Annotated in this window: 17 protein-coding genes; 8 read left to right on the top strand and 9 right to left on the bottom strand. The window is 52.5% G+C overall.

Features of this window, described 5'->3' with window-relative positions; genetic code table 11:
* Positions 1-84 precede the first annotated feature (84 nt).
* Complete coding sequence (locus tag O4H49_RS09385) at positions 85-1,323, bottom strand: hydrolase (RefSeq protein ID WP_269423177.1); 1,239 nt, start codon at positions 1,321-1,323, stop codon at positions 85-87.
* A gap of 14 nt (positions 1,324-1,337) precedes the next feature.
* Positions 1,338-2,528, bottom strand: coding sequence for an aspartate aminotransferase family protein (locus O4H49_RS09380; protein WP_269423176.1), 1,191 nt, complete (start codon positions 2,526-2,528; stop codon positions 1,338-1,340).
* 384 nt (positions 2,529-2,912) lie between these two features.
* On the opposite strand from O4H49_RS09380, the gene O4H49_RS09375 reads away from it, so the two are divergent.
* On the top strand, positions 2,913-3,401 hold the full coding sequence (locus tag O4H49_RS09375) for an Lrp/AsnC family transcriptional regulator (RefSeq protein ID WP_269423175.1): 489 nt from the start codon (positions 2,913-2,915) through the stop codon (positions 3,399-3,401).
* Positions 3,402-3,419: 18 nt separating this feature from the next.
* On the opposite strand, the gene O4H49_RS09370 is transcribed toward O4H49_RS09375, so the two are convergent.
* The 7 genes from O4H49_RS09370 to ubiE form a co-directional block, all read right to left on the bottom strand.
* On the bottom strand, positions 3,420-4,217 hold the full coding sequence (locus O4H49_RS09370) for a HesA/MoeB/ThiF family protein (RefSeq protein WP_269423174.1): 798 nt from the start codon (positions 4,215-4,217) through the stop codon (positions 3,420-3,422).
* 36 nt (positions 4,218-4,253) lie between these two features.
* A complete protein-coding gene (gene cysK / locus O4H49_RS09365) occupies positions 4,254-5,225 on the bottom strand; it encodes a cysteine synthase A (RefSeq protein WP_269423173.1) in 972 nt (323 codons plus the stop codon).
* 36 nt (positions 5,226-5,261) lie between these two features.
* Entirely contained in the window at positions 5,262-5,720 is a 459-nt protein-coding gene (locus tag O4H49_RS09360; protein ID WP_269423172.1) for an RrF2 family transcriptional regulator, read from the bottom strand.
* Between the two features lie 6 nt (positions 5,721-5,726).
* Entirely contained in the window at positions 5,727-6,191 is a 465-nt protein-coding gene (gene dut, locus O4H49_RS09355; RefSeq protein ID WP_269423171.1) for a dUTP diphosphatase, read from the bottom strand.
* A 33-nt stretch (positions 6,192-6,224) separates the two neighbouring features.
* The gene (gene coaBC, locus O4H49_RS09350) at positions 6,225-7,436 is read right to left on the bottom strand and encodes a bifunctional phosphopantothenoylcysteine decarboxylase/phosphopantothenate--cysteine ligase CoaBC (RefSeq protein ID WP_269423170.1); all 1,212 of its coding nucleotides are present in this window, start codon (positions 7,434-7,436) and stop codon (positions 6,225-6,227) included.
* A 96-nt stretch (positions 7,437-7,532) separates the two neighbouring features.
* Positions 7,533-9,101: a 2-polyprenylphenol 6-hydroxylase gene (ubiB, locus tag O4H49_RS09345; protein ID WP_269423169.1), complete on the bottom strand. Its 1,569-nt coding sequence runs from the start codon at positions 9,099-9,101 to the stop codon at positions 7,533-7,535.
* Between the two features lie 58 nt (positions 9,102-9,159).
* Entirely contained in the window at positions 9,160-9,987 is an 828-nt protein-coding gene (ubiE, locus tag O4H49_RS09340; protein WP_269423168.1) for a bifunctional demethylmenaquinone methyltransferase/2-methoxy-6-polyprenyl-1,4-benzoquinol methylase UbiE, read from the bottom strand.
* Between the two features lie 118 nt (positions 9,988-10,105).
* Here ubiE and mutM point away from each other — a divergent pair, with 118 nt between their 5' ends.
* The 7 genes from mutM to recF all read left to right on the top strand — a co-directional run bounded on the left by mutM (position 10,106) and on the right by recF (position 17,212).
* Entirely contained in the window at positions 10,106-10,960 is an 855-nt protein-coding gene (gene mutM, locus O4H49_RS09335) for a bifunctional DNA-formamidopyrimidine glycosylase/DNA-(apurinic or apyrimidinic site) lyase (protein WP_269423167.1), read from the top strand.
* Positions 10,960-11,388, top strand: a complete 429-nt coding sequence (locus O4H49_RS09330) for a hypothetical protein (RefSeq protein ID WP_269423166.1) — start codon at positions 10,960-10,962, stop codon at positions 11,386-11,388. The genes mutM and O4H49_RS09330 overlap by 1 nt, the downstream gene beginning before the upstream one ends.
* A 49-nt stretch (positions 11,389-11,437) precedes the next feature.
* Positions 11,438-12,214: an enoyl-CoA hydratase gene (locus tag O4H49_RS09325; RefSeq protein WP_269423165.1), complete on the top strand. Its 777-nt coding sequence runs from the start codon at positions 11,438-11,440 to the stop codon at positions 12,212-12,214.
* A gap of 145 nt (positions 12,215-12,359) precedes the next feature.
* Positions 12,360-12,623, top strand: a complete 264-nt coding sequence (gene rpsT, locus O4H49_RS09320; protein ID WP_020594526.1) for a 30S ribosomal protein S20 — start codon at positions 12,360-12,362, stop codon at positions 12,621-12,623.
* Between the two features lie 508 nt (positions 12,624-13,131).
* Positions 13,132-14,562, top strand: a complete 1,431-nt coding sequence (gene dnaA, locus O4H49_RS09315) for a chromosomal replication initiator protein DnaA (protein WP_269423164.1) — start codon at positions 13,132-13,134, stop codon at positions 14,560-14,562.
* Between the two features lie 299 nt (positions 14,563-14,861).
* Positions 14,862-15,980, top strand: coding sequence for a DNA polymerase III subunit beta (dnaN, locus tag O4H49_RS09310; protein WP_269423163.1), 1,119 nt, complete (start codon positions 14,862-14,864; stop codon positions 15,978-15,980).
* Between the two features lie 26 nt (positions 15,981-16,006).
* Entirely contained in the window at positions 16,007-17,212 is a 1,206-nt protein-coding gene (gene recF / locus O4H49_RS09305) for a DNA replication/repair protein RecF (protein WP_269423162.1), read from the top strand.
* Positions 17,213-17,215 lie beyond the last annotated feature (3 nt).

Genomic DNA, 17,215 nt, shown 5'->3' with positions numbered 1-17,215 from the left:
TCCAGTTTGAAAGAGGTCGATCCAGCAACCTGTTTTGTTGGGGTGCCGGGTCAGACAAATGTTATATCAGGCCCTCGTCAGGGATCATTCGCTGACGGAGGTTGCCCGGTCAGGCCAGTTGGCTTCCCCGGCAGCAAGTTTCATCAACAATAAAGCCGTCAGTTTTGCGCGTTCGCTCAGACTGTCCACGAGCAGAAATTCGTCTGTGCTGTGGATGGCGCCGCCTCGTACGCCAAGAGTATCGATATTGGCCAGACCAGCTGCGGCGAGGTTGTTACCGTCACAGCACCCGCCCGTCGCTTTGGCTTCAATCGGCGGCAGGCCCAGATCTGCGCCACAACTGCGCAGCAGGGCGAAGAGCTGTTCATGCGCCTTGTCCATTACCTTGGGTTGCCTGCCAAAAGCACCGTGCAGTTCGAGGGTGATGCCTTCTTCAGTGCCAATCCGGGCGACAATTTGTGCCAGTTGTTCTTCAGCCCAGCTTTGCCCTTCAGGTGTCGGTACCCGGATATTGAAACGACAGAGGGCAAAATCCGGAACAACATTGTTGGGGCCGCCGCCAGTTAGCTTGGCCAGATTGATGGTGACGCCTTCGTGTTGGCCGTTGAGGCCATCAAGCAGGGTCATGGCGCGGGCAAGGGCTGCAATGGCATTACGGCCGAGATGGTGTTCCCGCCCGGCATGTGCGGCTTTGCCCCGGGCGATCAGTGAAAAGTTGCCACTGCCCTTGCGGGCACCAGCCAGAGTCCCATCGGCAAGCGCTGGTTCAAAGATCATGCCGACGTCGGCAGCACGGGCGGCTTCATCCAGATAGGGCGCCGAAGCAAAAGAGCCTATTTCCTCATCCGGATTGATAATAATCTGCCAGCCGATATTTTCTGCAAAGCGGCTGCGTTCGAGGGCCTGCAAGGCTGTCAGCATGACAACAAGTCCACCCTTCATGTCGGCAACGCCTGGACCGTTGACCGTGTTGTCATCGAGATGACGACAGGTTTGAAAGGCATGATCAACCGGATAGACAGTATCGCTGTGCCCGACCAGCAGAATCCGTCGGTTGGCATTGGGGCGCTTGGTCAAACGGAGCAGAGGACCGCTCTGTTTTTCCAGAATCTGCCCGTTATCGAGGACTTCACTGCGCGGGGCAAGGGAGATACGTTCTTCCGTTGCCCCCAGAGAGCTTGCCAGATCAGAAAGCCGGTCGACGACCTGCTCAATTCCGGCAACGTTGGCGCTGCCGGAATTGAGATTGCTGAGCGCAAGAACGTTAGCAAGCATTTTATCCTGCTGCTGTTCAATCCACTCGAGGATAGGGTGGTAAGTCATCGACCGGCGTTTCCTTATGCTGTCAGAGCTGTACAGGCGCGATCAAAGATCTCGATCGCGGCATCCAGTTCGGCATCAGAAACGTTCAGCGGCGGCAGGAACCGGATCTGGTTGTCACCGGATTTGGCACACAGCAGACCCTGTTTGCGCAACTCAAGCAGCATATCACCATTTGGCACCACGCATTTGATACCGATCATCAGACCAAGGCCGTGGACAGAAACCAGGGCTTTGGGGTGCTTGGCAATCAGGCCTTCGAGCTCGGCCCGTACCTTGTTTGCCTTGTCAGTAACAGACTGGAGGAAGCCCTTTTCCAGCATGAGATCGAGGACCGCGTTTCCAACGGCACCTGCCAGCGGGTTGCCACCAAAAGTACTGCCGTGGGTGCCGAAGATCATCGGGGCCGCGGCCTTGTCATTGGCCAGGCAGGCGCCAACCGGGAAGCCACCACCCATGCCTTTGGCAAGGGACATGACGTCGGGCTCTACGCCGGACCACTCATATCCGAACATTTTACCGGTACGGCCCATACCGCATTGGACTTCATCGACCATCATCAGGATGTCGTGTTTGTCACAAAGCGCCCGGATACCCCTGACAAATTCAACTGTTGCGGGGCGGATACCGCCTTCACCCTGTACAGGCTCAAAGATGATTCCGGCAGTCTTGTCCGTGATGGCTGCTTCCAGGGCCTTGAGGTCGCCATAGGGAACATGATCATAGCCTTCATCTTCCATGACAAAACCAGCGGTATGACCGGGGTTGCCCGCGGCAGAAATCGTGCCAATGGTCCGGCCGTGGAAGGCACTGTGGAAACCGATGATACGCTTGCGCTCGGGGCGACCTTTTGATTCTTGGTATTTGCGCAGAATCTTGAGACCACATTCGTTGGCTTCGGCGCCAGAGTTGCTGAAGAAAACCTTGGTGGCAAAGCTGTTATCAACGAGGCGCTGGGCCAGTTTTTCGGTTTCCGTAATCCGGAACATGTTGGAGCAATGCCAGAACTTTTCTGCCTGGTCTTTCAGGGCCTTGACCAGATGCGGGTGGGCGTGACCGAAGGAGCAGACTGCAATCCCGCTGTAAAAGTCGAGGTATTTTCTTCCGTCATTGGCGTAAAGCCAGGAGCCTTCACCTTTTTCAAAAGCGATGTCAGGAGGGCTGTAGGTTGCCATCATGGCTTCGCGACCGGGAAGAATGTCTGTCATTTTTTGCTCCTTGCCGGGCACCCCGTTTCACAGGGAAGTGGTTCCGGTTTTGCTAGTGGTTTGTTATGTACGGGCCGCCAAATCGGGATCTGTGAAGGTAAATCCGGGACTGACGAACAGCATTGAAACAATTCTACCGTAGAAGCTACCGCAGGTGTTATCATTCTCATCGTTCCCAACCGCAGATACTGCGGTTAAAAATTATTATACGAAACTTTCTGCGGCCTCGTGAAAGTTGTTTCTTGAAAGGCAGAAAATTGTAATATTATTAGGGTGTTCTGCCTTACATTACTCATAATGCGGGTTTTGGTGAAAAAAACAGGGTAAGGTGATTTTACGGATCTTTCCTGGAATGTACGGTTTTCTGTGACCTGTGGAGATAAAATGACGAAGAATCTGCAGCTAGATAAAATGGATCAGAAGATTCTATCCATTCTTCAGAAAGAAGCGCGGATCACGAATCAGGAGCTGTCCGAGCGGGTGAACCTTTCTCCGAGTTCCTGCCTTAACCGGGTAAGGAAACTTGAGGAGCGCGGTTTTATCGGTCCGTTTTTTGGTATGGTCGATCTGGAGCGGGTCTGTCGCTCGGTTATGGTAATTGCGACGGTGACTCTCAAGGATCACAGCCGTGAACAGTTCAAGGCTTTCCAGGATTACGTTCAGGACATTCCAGAGGTGGTGGAATGTTATATGGTCAGTGGATCATTTGATTTTTGCTTGCGGATCGTCGCGCCGGATATGGCCCGGTATAACGAGATCAATGATTATCTGCTTGATGCAACCGAAACACAGGGCGTGATGAACATCAGCTCTCATGTTGTTCTCAACACCTCGAAACACTTTTCTGGCTATCCTATTGAGCGCCTGTTGTAGTCCGCCCAGCGAGAAGCGTTATTTCTGGTGTGGCATCTGGTTGCCGCAGAGGCTGCAGGCAGGGTCCCGCCGGGTTTTCATCCGGTGGAAGCTTGTGCCAAGGGCATCATAAAGCAGAAGGCTGTTGCTCAGGCTCTCGCCAATCCCGAGTACCTCCTTGATGACCTCAATTGCCTGAAGGCTGCCCATGGTGCCAGCCAGGGCACCGAGCACGCCAACATCGGCGCAACTGCCCTTTTCAGCAACCTGCTCATCACCAAAAAGGCAGCGATAACAGGGTTTATCGCCCTTTTCAAAGGCGCGGAAACTTGTCAGCTGCCCTTCAAAACGCATGATGGCGGCTGAGACCACTGGCTTTTTTTGACGATAACAGGCATCGTTGACCAGATAGCGGGTATTGAAGTTGTCACATCCATCAGCAACCAGATCGTAAGCTTTGACGATCTGGTCTACATTGCTGGAGTCAAGGCGTAAGGCGTGAGGCTGAAGTGTGATTTCGGGATTCAGTGCTTTGAGACGTAAGAGAGCTGAATCGACTTTAAACTGATCAATCGCTGCAACATCGTGCAGGATCTGACGCTGCAGATTGGAAAGATCGACCCTGTCATCATCGACAAAACCGATCGTGCCAATCCCTGCAGCCGCGAGATACAGCAACAGGGGAGATCCCAGGCCACCTGCGCCGATGACCAACACTTTTGAGTTCAATAGTTTTTGTTGGCCCGCTTCTCCTATTTCCGGCAGCACCAGATGACGGGCATAGCGTTCAATCTGTTCATCTGAAAGTTCATCATCTGTTATATCTGTATCGGGCACGGTCTTTAGGGGCCTGTAATGGGGTCTGGGGGGAGCTTAGCTGTTTTCGAAAAGATCAGTACTGAGATAACGTTCGGCAAAAGAAGGCAAAATCGCAACGATCTGTTTTCCGGCCATTTCCGGACGTGCCCCTATCTCCAAAGCGGCAGCAAGGGCAGCGCCTGAAGATATCCCTACTGGGAGACCCTCAAGGGCAGCTGCTTCCCGTCCCATGCGGAAGGCTGTGTCATTGCCAATCCGAACAACTTCGTCGATCAGGCCGGTTTCGAGAATAGCGGGAATAAAACCTGCCCCGATGCCCTGGATTTTGTGTGGACCCGGTTGTCCACCAGAAAGCACGGGACTGTCTTCCGGCTCCACTGCGACCATTTTTATGTCCGGGTTTAGCTCTTTCAGGACTGAACCCACCCCGGTCAGGGTTCCGCCGGTTCCAATGCCGCAAACCACCATATCAACCTTGCCGTCGGTATCGCGCCAGATTTCCTCTGCAGTTGTCACCCGGTGAATTGCGGGGTTGGCCGGATTAAGAAACTGTTGGGGCATAACGGCCTTGGGAAGTTCCTTAACCAGTGCTTCAGCCCTGGCAACAGCACCGCCAATGCCAAGTGATCCTTCGGTCAGGACCAGCTCAGCGCCGAGGTGGCGCAACATTTTGCGCCGTTCCGATGACATGGTCTCGGGCATGGTCAGAATCAGCTTGTAGCCTTTTGCGGCACAGACAAATGCCAGTGCAATACCTGTGTTTCCACTGGTTGGCTCGATTATGACCGTTTCCTGATCAATCTCTCCAGCCTCCTCCAGCGCCTCAATCATCGCAAAGCCGATCCGGTCCTTGATTGATGCCAGAGGATTGAAAAATTCGCATTTTCCTAGAATTTCTGCCTTTGAATCGTGACTGTTGGCAAGCTTCTTCAAACGCACCAATGGGGTTGCACCAATGGTATCAAGAATCGAATCATAGATTTTGCCCCGGAAAGAGGCTGCGCGTTTATTGCTTTCGGTCTTCATGGTTGCTCACTAAATCAACCCAGGAGACCTGCCCGATCAAATGCTGAAATCGGGCATGGCAGCTGTTGCCTCACTGGGGATGTTTTGTTTACGGGCGTCATCACAGAGCTGCTCAATAGTAATATTGTCGAAACGCTCCATTATTTCCCGTTGCATGTCAACCCAGATGGGCCTGACGACACCAACCCCGATTTCGGATCCATCGTTTTCGTTGGCCGGATCGTTCGCGCCTTCGAGTTCCCTGACAACACGGATAATATCGCCCACAGAAATGCGCCTGCGTTCTCTGGCGAGACGATAGCCGCCTTTGGGGCCGCGCTGTCCAGCAAGAATTCCGTTATGCACCAGTTGTTGCAGGACCTGCTCAAGATATCGGCGGGGAATTCCTTCCCGCCTTGAAATTTCAGTAGACCGGACGGGGTGTGACCCCGCGTGATAAGCGATATCCACTACTGCTTCTATGGCGAAGAGCAGCTTTTTTGAAAGCCGAAGCATGTTTTTTTAGTCTCCCTGGACCATTGCACCCGTCGAGCCAAAACCACCATCCCCGCGTATTGTCTGATTCAGCGAGGTTACCGGCTGCCATCCTGCCTGAAGACAGGGAGCGATCACCATCTGGGCTATTTTGTTGCCTCTTTGTATGGTGAAGGGTTCGTGCCCGAGATTAATCATGATGACGCCGATTTCTCCGCGGTAATCAGCGTCAATTGTCCCCGGTGTATTTACCAGGGTAATGCCGTGTTTCAGGGCCAGCCCAGACCGGGGTCTGATCTGTGCCTCGTAACCGGCAGGCAAAGCGATGGAAAGCGCCGTGGGGATCAGAGAGCGATCACCCGGTGCCAGCACCATCGGTTCTTCAATAGCCGCAAGAAGATCCATACCAGCAGATTGTGGTGTCGCATAGCCGGGGAGCGGCAAGCCCTTTCCGTGGGGGAGTTGAACTACAGCTATGCTCAAGGTGGTCATTCGGATCTTTCAGCGGCCCCGATAAATTTATTATCAGGTATTGAGTTTCAGTTTTTCTACGATTCGCTGAGCCAGTTTTTCTGCCACAGCGTTTTTGGTCATGGTTTCCCAGCTTTCACTTCCGGTCTGGTCAACCAGCAATACCGTGTTGTTATCCCCACCAAAGGTACCGGTTTGCGGAGAAACATCATTGGCGATAATCCAGTCACAGCCTTTGCGGGCCAATTTGGATTTTGCATTTTCTTCAACAGCCTCGGTCTCTGCAGCAAATCCGATAACCAGTCCCGGGCGGTTGGGACCATCTCTGGAGATACTGGCCAGAATATCGGGATTGAGGGCAAAGTTGAGTTTAGGCAGACTTGTTGCGGACGTTTTTTTAAGCTTTGTGCTTGCAATCTTGTCGACCCGCCAGTCGGCGACGGCCGCGGCGCAGACAGCGATGTCCGCAGGAAGGCTTTTTTCACAGGCCGCAAGCATCTCGAGTGCACTTTGTACGGCTATTCTGGTTACCCCGGCAGGACACGGAAGGTTTGTCGGGCCTGATACCAGGGTGACGTTGGCGCCCAGTTTTTGCAGCGCGGCGGCAATCGCGTAGCCCTGTTTCCCAGAAGAATGGTTGGCGATATAGCGAACAGGATCAATTGCCTCGTGTGTCGGGCCGGCGGTTACCAGAGCCTGAATGCCCTGCAGAGGGGCTGTCGATGGTGTAAAATAATCAGTAATGGCAGCCAGGATCTCTGCCGGTTCAGCCATGCGCCCCGGACCAAACTCACCACAGGCCATATCCCCATCGTTGGGGCCGACCATTCTGACGCCGCGTTGCTCCAGTTTCACAACATTTTCCTGTGTTGCCGGATGGTTCCACATACGCACGTTCATAGAAGGGGCGACAAGGGTATCTTTGTCTGTGGCAAGCAGGATAGTCGAGGCGAGGTCATCTGCTCTTCCCTGGGCCATTTTCGCCAGAAAGTCGGCTGTCGCGGGGGCAACGACGACCAGATCTGCCTGACGGGAAAGCTGGATATGACCGATTTCAGTTTCATCGGTCAGAGAGAAGAGCTCGCCATAGGTTTTCTCGCCGGTAAGGGCCGAGACAGAGAGAGGCGTGACAAACTCTGCTCCCGATTTGGTCAGAACAGCGCGAACAAAAACCCCTGCTTCTCGCAAACGGCGAATAAGCTCCAGAGATTTGTATGCAGCTATTCCACCAGTAATGACCAGCAGAACTCGTTTACCTGATATCATAATGGACTGATTTATTTCACGGTGAGATTTCGTAAATACTGAATTCGATTTTTTGGATAAAACGAGTCAATGTCAACAAAAGATTGTTAATAAAGGTTAACCATAAAACAATATAAAGTTTACGGTAAATCCTATTGAGAAGGCCAAACTGGCGATCGCAAGGATAAAAGCCCACCGGGCTGTGCCGCTACTTTCCTTGTGAAAGTCCTGAATTGTCTCGCTGTGGAGCCGTAATCCGCTTTGGGAAAACTTCTCACTTGCGGCTTCCAGATTGCTGATGAGCCGGGGCAATTTCTCCAGACTTCCCGAGAGCGTTGTGATCCCTTCACGTACCCGCGCCTCCGGGCCACGGTTTTTGAGAATCCAATCTTCGACCAGTGGCTGGGCAAGAGACCAGAGATTCAGATTCTCGTCCAAACTGCGGCTGACGCCTTCAGCCATCACCATATTTTTCTGCAGTAAAAGCAGGTGTGGCTGAATCGTCATATCAAAAGATTCTGCAAGATGGAGCATCTGTCCCAACATCTTGGCAAAGGAAAAGTGGCTTAGATCTTTTCCCATGATCGGTTGACAGACCGAGCGCAGGGCCTGGGCAAATGTCTCGATAGACTGGTTCGCGGGAATGAGGCCAGCTGTGACATGTGCTTCAGCCAGTTTGACATAATCCTCACGCAACAGGGCGACCAGCATGTCAGCAAGGAAAAAACGGGTGTTTTTATCAAGTCGCCCCATAATGCCGAAATCGACAGCGACGAGGCGGCCATCATCTCCGACAAACATATTGCCCGGATGCTGGTCGCCATGGAAGAAGCCATCGCGGAAAACCTGGTTGAAGAAAATGGCAGCAGCACTTGTCAGGACTTCTTCCAGATTGTGTCCTGCAGCCAGTAGAGCCTCGCGGTCATCAAGAGGGATACCTTCAACACGGCTCATGGTCAGGACGCGACGACTGGTGCGGTCCCAATCAATTGACGGGGTGTCATAAGAAAAATCGTCAGCGAAATTTTCTGCCAGTTCGCATGCTCCGGCAGCTTCCATACGCAAATCCATCTCGAGCCGGACAGTATCGTGAAAAGTTTGCACGACCTCGGTCAGGCGAAAGCGGCGAAAGGAAGGCCGGCTTTTTTCCAGCAGAGACGCGAGGCTATAAAAAAGTTTCAGGTCTTTACGGAAGCTCTCTTCAACGCCGGGACGCAAGACCTTGACGGCGACGGCTTCGCCCTCGATGGTTTCGGCAAAGTGGACCTGTGCAATTGATGCGGCAGAGATCGCGTCCATATCAAATGACAGGAACAGTTGCTCAAGATCTCTGCCAAGTTCTTTTTCGATAATGCTCTTGGCGAGTGAGCCGTCAAAGGGAGAGAGTTGATCCTGTAGCTGGGCAAGATCGGTTGCCAGTTGTTCTCCCAGAAGGTCTGCGCGGGTTGAGAGAAACTGGCCCAGCTTGATAAAACTTGGTCCCAACTCGGTCAAAGCGCGGGCGAGTTTTTCACCGGGGCGGCCAGGGGTGTTGCGCCGGGACAGTTTCCTCCCCCACCAGACGGCAACTGCTGCGAGCTTTCCGGGGATAAGCCGTTCTTCTTCAAAAGCAGCCAGAGCATCATGGCGCGCCAGCGTCCGTGCAATCCGCATCAAACGGAGAAGGGTTGCGATCTTTTCAAACATGACTGCTCTTTAAATGTCAAATGGGTGTGTTATGGAAAAATAGACTGTGAGGTTGGTTCTAGATACGCCATCCACAATGAATCGCGGCGACGCCTCCGGTATAGTTGCGATAGCTGCATTGCTCAAAACCAGCCGTCGTCATCATCCGAATGAGATCATCCTGTGGTGGAAAGCGGCGAATGGATTCTGCCAGGTATTGATATGACTCCCGGTCATTGGCGATGAGCTGTCCCATGGCGGGTAAGATTTTGAAAGAATACTGATCGTAAATTTCGCTCAGTACCGGAAGAACAACCTGGCTGAATTCAAGACAGAAGAAACGTCCACCCGGTTTGAGTACCCGGCGGGCTTCTGACAGAGCCTTGTCGATATGAGTGACGTTGCGCAGTCCAAATGCAATTGTATAGGAGTTCATGCTCCGGTCCGGAAAAGGAAGGCTTTCCGCATTGCCGCAAGTCCAGCTGATGCCCTGGACAATACCCTGATCGATTGCCCGGTCCCGTCCTACCAGCATCATGTCAGGGGTCAGGTCACACACTGTGACTGGCCCGGCCAGATCGCGACCAACCTGATCAATGATTCTCAGTGCGATATCACCTGTGCCACCTGCGACGTCCAGGTGCGCTTCGCCCGCTCGGGGGTTCAGCCAGTCGATAAGCGATGTTTTCCAGAGACGATGAATGCCGCCACTCATCAGATCATTCATCAGGTCATAGTTGCGGGCGACGCTTTCAAAAACACCCCTGACCCGGTTTCGTTTTTCGTTTATCGGAACTTCACTATACCCAAAGTGGGTTGTGCCTGATGAGGAATTATCCGGAACATTTTCCACTGCATTATCCTGGGTATTGTTGGGGGAGTGATTGGTGTTTTGTTTGTCTGCCATTTGAATGTCCAGCCGCTTTCGGCGCAATTTTCTTGCAGTGACCCGTGCAAAGCCCTTTTGCCTGTCTGGTTGAATGATATAGTACCGCAGCCAGTCGAACGCAAAGGAAAACAGGGTTATGCCAGAGCTCCCCGAAGTAGAAACCGTGATGCGGGGGTTGCGCCCGAGTCTGGAGGGACGTCGCTTCCAAAAGGTGATCCAGCGCCGGGACAAACTGCGCTTTCCCTTGCCGGAAAACTTTGCCCAGAGATTGACCGGGCGCTGTGTCGTGAAGCTGGCACGGCGGGCCAAATATGTGCTGGTTCACCTGGATGATGGTATGGTGCTCTTTTTCCACCTCGGCATGTCCGGGCGGATGACGATCCTGCCGCGTGTCTCCGGTGCGGAGCAACGCCCGGTTCTTGACCCTCATGACCATGTCATTTTTGAAACCGATGAGGGGGAAGAGATCCGCTATTGTGACCCGCGTCGTTTTGGCATGATGGATCTTGTTGCGGAGGCTGATCTTCTTCAACACAAGGCGTTCCGGGATATTGGTCCCGAACCTTTGGGTAATGGTTTTAATGGTCCGATATTATCCGAGAGGCTTAAAAACAAAAAGAATTCAATCAAGGCCGCTTTGCTGGATCAGCGGGTTGTTGCAGGAATTGGAAATATTTACGCCTGTGAAGCTCTCTACCTTTCCCACATATCGCCAGAGCGCCCGGCTGGCTCTGTTCAGGGGAGCGAGGCGGACCTTTTGGCCACAACAATCAAGAGTGTATTAACCCGGGCGATCGAGGCAGGGGGCTCAAGTTTGCGTGACTATGTCCAGGCAACAGGGGAGTTGGGGTATTTTCAGCATTCCTGGGCGGTATATGGCCGGGAGGGTGAGCCCTGTCGGCAGTGCGGAGAGGGGGCTGAGGCTCCTGTGATCACGCGGGTACAGCAAAGCGGGCGGTCAACTTTCTTCTGTCCTGGGTGCCAACGCTGATGTACAAGTTAGTCATGTTCCGTCTGATCCTTTTACGCATTCTGATCTCTGCTCTCCTGATGGCTGTTGTGCTTTCTTCGGGTGCTTTTCGTGTCGGCGATGTACTTGCTGCGACAGCGGAAGAATTCACAGCGGGTTTTTTTACGGGGAGTGATGGTGTTCCCGTCATGCCGGGAATGGAAGAAATGCCTGAAATGGGCATGGTCTTTGACAAACCCGAAGGACGTATTGTCGAAGGTTTTGCATCAGGACTGGTGAATGAAAAGGAAATCCGGGAATTTTACGGACGCACTTTGCCCCAGTTGGGCTGGAACGTATTCGAAGAGGGGCTGTTTCAGCGCGAAGGGGAAATTCTCAGTATCGAGATTATAAAGGGTGTGGAAAATGGCAGATCTATTCTGCGAATTATTCTCGCGCCCTCGCAGTGAACATTCGGCACTCTGCCCCAAATACTGATTATAAGGAGCATCCCTGATTATGGCTTATGAATATATCCTCGTGGAAAAGCGTGACCGGGTCGGTCTGATTACCCTTAATCGTCCCGAGGCTCTGAATGCTCTCTGCGCTGGACTGATTGATGAGCTTGGTCAGGCTGTCGCCTTGTTTGAGGCTGACGACGAGATCGGCTGTCTTGTGGTGACGGGCTCTGAGCGTGCTTTTGCCGCTGGTGCTGATATCAAGGAAATGATCGGAAAGGACTTTCAGCAGGTTTATCGGGAGGATTTTATTACCGATGACTGGGAAGTTCTGGCCAAGACCAGAAAGCCTGTAATTGCTGCTGTGGCGGGATATGCGCTTGGCGGAGGTTGCGAAGTGGCCATGATGTGCGATTTTATCATTGCAGCTGAAAATGCCAAGTTCGGCCAACCTGAAATCACCATCGGGACGATTCCCGGGGCGGGTGGAACGCAGCGTCTGACCCGCATCGTCGGTAAATCCAAGGCAATGGATATGTGTCTGACTGGACGGATGATGGATGCGGATGAGGCGGAACGCTGTGGTCTGGTCAGTCGGGTCGTGCCTGTGGATAAGCTGATGGAGGAAGCCATGGCTGCTGCGGCAAAGATTGCTGGACATTCTTTGCCTGTCACGATGATTGCCAAGGAATCCGTCGACCGCTCTTACGAAACAACTCTGAGTGAGGGACTCCGCTTCGAACGCCGGGTATTCCACTCTACGTTTGCTCTGGATGATCGACGCGAAGGCATGACAGCCTTTGCTGAAAAGAGAAAAGCGGATTGGAAACATCGCTGATTTTGCTGGAATTTTGTCAAATGCCATGATTTATGCGGCGTAGGAGTCGCATTTCCGTTTGATCGTGCTTGACGAACTCTCCGGGCACCGTTATAACGCCGCAACTTTCGAGATTCATTATTTATAGAAGAATAGGCGCCTATCGATGGCTAATCATCTTTCTGCAAAAACCCGGATCCGTCGTAACGCCAAGCGTTACGAGCTGAACTCGTCTCGTATGGGTCGCATCCGCACCTTCGTTAAACAGGTTGAAGCAGCGATCAGCGGTGGCGATAAAGCTGCGGCACAGGAAGCATTGAAAGCAGCACAGCCTGAAATGCATCGTGGTGTTCGTTCTGGTATCCTTCATCAGAACACAGTAGCTCGCAAACTGTCTCGTATGAACAGCCGCATCAAAGCTCTGGCTTAAGTTTTTCCATCTTCGGATGGGGAATAAGAAGAGTCGCGCTCTTTATGGGCGCGACTTTTTTTGTGTCGATTCGTCTGGTTATTCTGAGAATCCGAGAGGGTCGCTTATTCAAGTGACATGCTCTCTGTGCTGCCTCCGAGTCCCTACACAAGATTTAGTAGGTCAGGATTTTCTCCCGGCAGAGGAACGCATGGATCGGGAAAAAATATGATGTTCTTGGTCTGATCATATTGCATGCGTCGCCAGAGGCTAGTACATTAAACAGCCTTGGGAAGGGCTTTCGTCAGTTGAACGGAAGTTTCAGCGTTGCTTGTCCTCGCAATTCTAAGTTGTTCCGTCCTGAATATTTGGCGGTTTGAAGTAAAAGCTAAAAACAATATAAGTTTTTAGCTAATAATTACTTTTGGCTGATTGTGAAGAGCCCATGCGAACGGGCCATAACTTGATAACAGGTTGCCTGAAGAGAGGGCAGCCTGATTATGATACTGTATGTGGGTTGGGGAGACTTATGGCTCAAAGTGAGGTGATTTCATCAATTCAGTTGCAGTGGGACCGTGTTCTTGGTCGGCTGCGTGCTGAAGTCGGTGAGGCCGCTTATCGTAGTTGGCTGAAGCCATTGACGCTCCTGAGCAGTGACGATTCCTGTATTCGTATGGCAGTGCCGACCCGCTTCATGCGTGATTGGGTTGCGGGAAACTATCAGGATCGTATTCAGGCTCTCTGGCAGGATGAGGCCGGGGTTTCCTCTGCTGTGGAAATCGTGGTGTTGCCCCTTGCCCGGCCGGTACCTAAGCCAGCTCTTGTTGAGGTTGGTGCTGAAGCAGAGGTTCGTCTGTCTGAAAAGCCAGAATCTCCTCGTGAAGAATCCGAGCTTCCTGCTCTTGTTGAATCTCCTCGTGTTGCCGAGTTTCAGAGCCTTTCCGGTTCTCTGGACCCGCGCTTTACCTTCGATAACTTTGTCGTTGGTAAACCTAACGAGTTGGCCTATGCGGCTGCGCGACGTGTGGCCGAGGCGGAAAACGTTCCGTTCAATCCCCTGTTTCTTTATGGCGGGGTTGGTCTGGGTAAAACCCACCTTATGCACGCTATTGCTCACCAAATTCGCAATGTCTATCCGCAAAAAAAGGTTATCTACCTTTCTGCGGAAAAATTTATGTACCAGTTCGTTCGGGCGCTGCGGACAAAAGACACGATGTCTTTCAAGGAGCAGTTCCGCTCTGTTGATGTTCTGATGATTGACGATGTTCAGTTTATCGGGGGGCGAGAAGCGACCCAGGAAGAGTTTTTCCATACCTTTAATGCTCTGGTTGATCAAAATCGTCAGGTTGTGATCTCTGCTGACAAGAGCCCTTCTGATCTTGCTGGCGTAGAAGACAGGATGAAGTCACGGTTGGGCTGGGGGCTTGTTGCGGATATTCATCCGACAACCTATGAGCTGCGCCTGGGAATTCTTGAATCAAAAGCCGAACAGCTTGATGTGGTTATTCCGCAGAAGGTGATCGAGTTCTTGGCCCACAAGATTACCTCGAACATCCGGGAGCTCGAGGGAGCGTTGAACCGCATCGTTGCACACGCAACCCTGGTCGGGCGAGCGGTGTCTCTGGAAACGACGCAGGAAGTCTTGCACGACCTTTTGCGCGCGAATGACCGCCGTGTGACCATCGAGGAAATCCAGAAAAAAGTAGCTGAGCACTTCAATGTGCGTATTTCTGACATGCATTCGTCCCGCCGTGCCCGGGCTGTTGCGCGCCCCCGGCAAATCGCCATGTATCTCTCCAAGCATCTGACCTCCCGCTCGCTTCCTGAAATCGGGAGAAAATTCGGGGGTCGCGATCATACGACAGTGATGCATGCGGTTAAAAAAGTGGAAGAGCTGAAGTCGGGAGATGTCGAGTTTTCAGAAGATATCGAACTTCTGCGGCGGATGCTGGAAAACTGATTTCCTCTCCGGTTTTCTTTTCGCTTTAGCACTCTTTGTCTTAAGGAAGGCGGTTGAAATCGAGCTATCTTTTTGAGCCGATTCCCTAATTTCAGATTACGCTGCTTCTTTGCTGATAAAGTATTATAATTGTTTTCCTTCTGTGTATGAACCCGCTATACTTTTCGCCCGTGTCGAGGTGATGGCCTATGGTCTGGTCGCAACTGGTAACACGGGGCATTCACGACCTCTTTTTCCGGGCAGCCGGAGGAAGAGTGTTATAAGGTTTTGATGAGAGATACGGACTGAGTCATAGCATCATGAAGTTGACAATTGAACGCTCTGCATTGTTGAAATCCCTGGCGCATGTTCAAAGTGTAGTGGAACGCAGAAACACCATTCCGATCCTTTCCAACGTATTGATGGAAGCCAAAGACGGAAAACTCTCCCTCACCGCGACAGATATGGATCTGACCATTGTGGATCAGGTTGGGGCGACCATTGTGGAAGCCGGGGCGACAACAGCCCCCGCGCATACTTTCTATGATATCGTCCGCAAACTTCCGGACGGTTCCGAGGTCGAAGTCTCGGCCAATCCGGATACGGCCCAGATGACTCTCAAAGCCGGGCGCTCGACCTTTACGTTGCAGACCCTGCCGCGCGAGGATTTTCCGGCTTCCGGCATGGCCAGCTTGCCACAGGTTTTTGGCGTTCAGGTCAGTGAGCTGAAAAATCTGATTGATCGGACCCGCTTTGCCATCTCGACCGAAGAAACCCGTTATTATCTGAACGGTATTTATATCCACGCTACCGAGGCTGATGGTACTGCTGTATTGCGGGCTGTTGCGACGGACGGTCATCGTCTGGCGCGCTTCGAGATGCCGCTGCCTGAGGGTGCCGAGAACGTGCCTGGTGTGATCGTGCCGCGGAAAACGGTTAACGAACTCCGCAAACTGATTGATGAAACCAGCAATCCGATCGAAGTTTCGTTGTCGGAAACGAAAATCATGTTCCGGTTTGATTCAACTGTCTTGAGTTCGAAATTGATCGACGGAACCTTCCCGGACTATCAGCGGGTGATTCCAAGCGGCAATGACAAAAGCCTGGTTCTGGACTGCAAGACCTTTTCTTCTGCAGTGGATCGTGTTTCGACCATCTCAACTGAAAAAAGCCGGGCGGTGAAAATCAGTATTGATGGTTCGACCATGACACTTTCTGCCAACTCTGCTGAAAATGGTAGTGCGGTTGAAGTCCTTGAAATCAGCTATGAAGGGACAGCACTCGATATCGGATTTAACTCGCGGTATCTGTTGGATATTGCGCAGCAGATTGAAGGGGATTCAGCTGAATTCCTGATGGCGGATGCAGCTTCTCCAACGATTGTTCGTGATTCTGCTGATAATTCAGCCCTGTATGTGCTGATGCCAATGCGTGTTTGATCTGGTCGGATCTGGACTCTCTTCGCATGCTGGCTGTAGCCCAGAATGGATCCCCCTTTGTGACTGACGAAGCCGGATCAGAACGCCTTTGGTTGCGGCGGGTGGTACTCACCCAGTTTCGCAGTTATGAGCGTGCAGAGATTACAGTTGATGAACGTCCTGTTGTTTTAACCGGGGTAAATGGTGCAGGGAAGACCAATCTGCTGGAAGCAATTTCCCTGATGACACCAGGGCGGGGGTTGCGCGGGGGGGCTCTTTCCGAAATTTCCCGTATCGTGCCGGAAGGAACACTGTTTGCCTGGGCTGTGGCTGCCGAAGTCTGTGCAGAAGAGGAAATAAGGGAAGTTGGCACGGGGCGGGATCCTCTGGCAATGGGCACTGGTGGACGGGAGCGGCGTCTGATCAAGATTGATGGCGAGGTCTGCAAAAGTCAGCAGGCGCTTGCAGAGGTGCTGTCTGCGGTCTGGCTGACGCCACAAATGGACAGTCTCTTGCGCGATAGCGCATCTGGGCGGCGGCGGTTTCTGGACAGGCTGGTGCTTGGTTTCGATCCTGAACATGCGGCAAATACGAATGCCTATGAACATGCTCTGCGAGAGCGGGCCCGTCTGTTGAAAGGTGGCAGTCGGGATCTGACCTGGATTTCGACGCTTGAGGACCGGATGGCCCGTTATGGGATTGCTGTTTCCGTGGCTCGGCGGGAAATTACCGAAAAGCTGCAGCATGCCTGTGCTGAAACACATGGAGACTTTCCTGTGGCGGGTCTTGTATTGCAGGGGGCTGTGGAAGAGTGGCTAGAAGATAAGCCAGCCTTGATTGCCGAGGAAGAATTACGTCGCCGCCTTTATGAAAGCAGGTCACAGGATACAATTACAGGGGGGGCTTCTTGGGGGCCTCACAAGAGCGATCTGTTGGTACACCATCTTGAAAAGGCTATGCCGGCGGGTCTGTGTTCAACCGGAGAGCAGAAGGCGCTGTTGCTGTCGATTGTTCTCGCACATGCCCGTCTGGTGATGCTTGAGCGCGGCGCATCACCTCTTCTGCTGCTGGATGAGGTTGTGGCACATCTGGATGAAAAAAGACGTGATAGTCTTTTTGAGGAAATACTGAATTTGCGTTGTCAGGCCTGGATGACAGGTACCGATGCCGATGTGTTTGCGGCAATGGGAGACAAGGCACAGCATCTGTCGGTCAAGGACAGAGCTGTTTTTTCAACTGCCGTCAGGAATTGACCT

Origin of the sequence: Kiloniella laminariae (genome assembly GCF_027214005.1) — a bacterium.
GTDB classification, from domain to species: domain Bacteria; phylum Pseudomonadota; class Alphaproteobacteria; order Kiloniellales; family Kiloniellaceae; genus Kiloniella; species Kiloniella laminariae_A.
This window is presented reverse-complemented; position numbering and strand designations above follow the sequence as displayed.

Coding starts and splice junctions, on each gene's coding strand:
- O4H49_RS09330 (WP_269423166.1), top strand. CDS start 10,960: ATGTACAAGTTAGTCATGTTCCGTCTGATCCTTTTACGCATTCTGATC.
- dnaN (WP_269423163.1), top strand. CDS start 14,862: ATGAAGTTGACAATTGAACGCTCTGCATTGTTGAAATCCCTGGCGCAT.
- O4H49_RS09325 (WP_269423165.1), top strand. CDS start 11,438: ATGGCTTATGAATATATCCTCGTGGAAAAGCGTGACCGGGTCGGTCTG.
- dut (WP_269423171.1), bottom strand. CDS start 6,191: ATGACCACCTTGAGCATAGCTGTAGTTCAACTCCCCCACGGAAAGGGC.
- ubiE (WP_269423168.1), bottom strand. CDS start 9,987: ATGGCAGACAAACAAAACACCAATCACTCCCCCAACAATACCCAGGAT.
- cysK (WP_269423173.1), bottom strand. CDS start 5,225: ATGAAGACCGAAAGCAATAAACGCGCAGCCTCTTTCCGGGGCAAAATC.
- recF (WP_269423162.1), top strand. CDS start 16,007: ATGCTGGCTGTAGCCCAGAATGGATCCCCCTTTGTGACTGACGAAGCC.
- O4H49_RS09385 (WP_269423177.1), bottom strand. CDS start 1,323: ATGACTTACCACCCTATCCTCGAGTGGATTGAACAGCAGCAGGATAAA.
- O4H49_RS09375 (WP_269423175.1), top strand. CDS start 2,913: ATGACGAAGAATCTGCAGCTAGATAAAATGGATCAGAAGATTCTATCC.
- dnaA (WP_269423164.1), top strand. CDS start 13,132: ATGGCTCAAAGTGAGGTGATTTCATCAATTCAGTTGCAGTGGGACCGT.
- O4H49_RS09360 (WP_269423172.1), bottom strand. CDS start 5,720: ATGCTTCGGCTTTCAAAAAAGCTGCTCTTCGCCATAGAAGCAGTAGTG.
- O4H49_RS09380 (WP_269423176.1), bottom strand. CDS start 2,528: ATGACAGACATTCTTCCCGGTCGCGAAGCCATGATGGCAACCTACAGC.
- mutM (WP_269423167.1), top strand. CDS start 10,106: ATGCCAGAGCTCCCCGAAGTAGAAACCGTGATGCGGGGGTTGCGCCCG.
- coaBC (WP_269423170.1), bottom strand. CDS start 7,436: ATGATATCAGGTAAACGAGTTCTGCTGGTCATTACTGGTGGAATAGCT.
- rpsT (WP_020594526.1), top strand. CDS start 12,360: ATGGCTAATCATCTTTCTGCAAAAACCCGGATCCGTCGTAACGCCAAG.
- ubiB (WP_269423169.1), bottom strand. CDS start 9,101: ATGTTTGAAAAGATCGCAACCCTTCTCCGTTTGATGCGGATTGCACGG.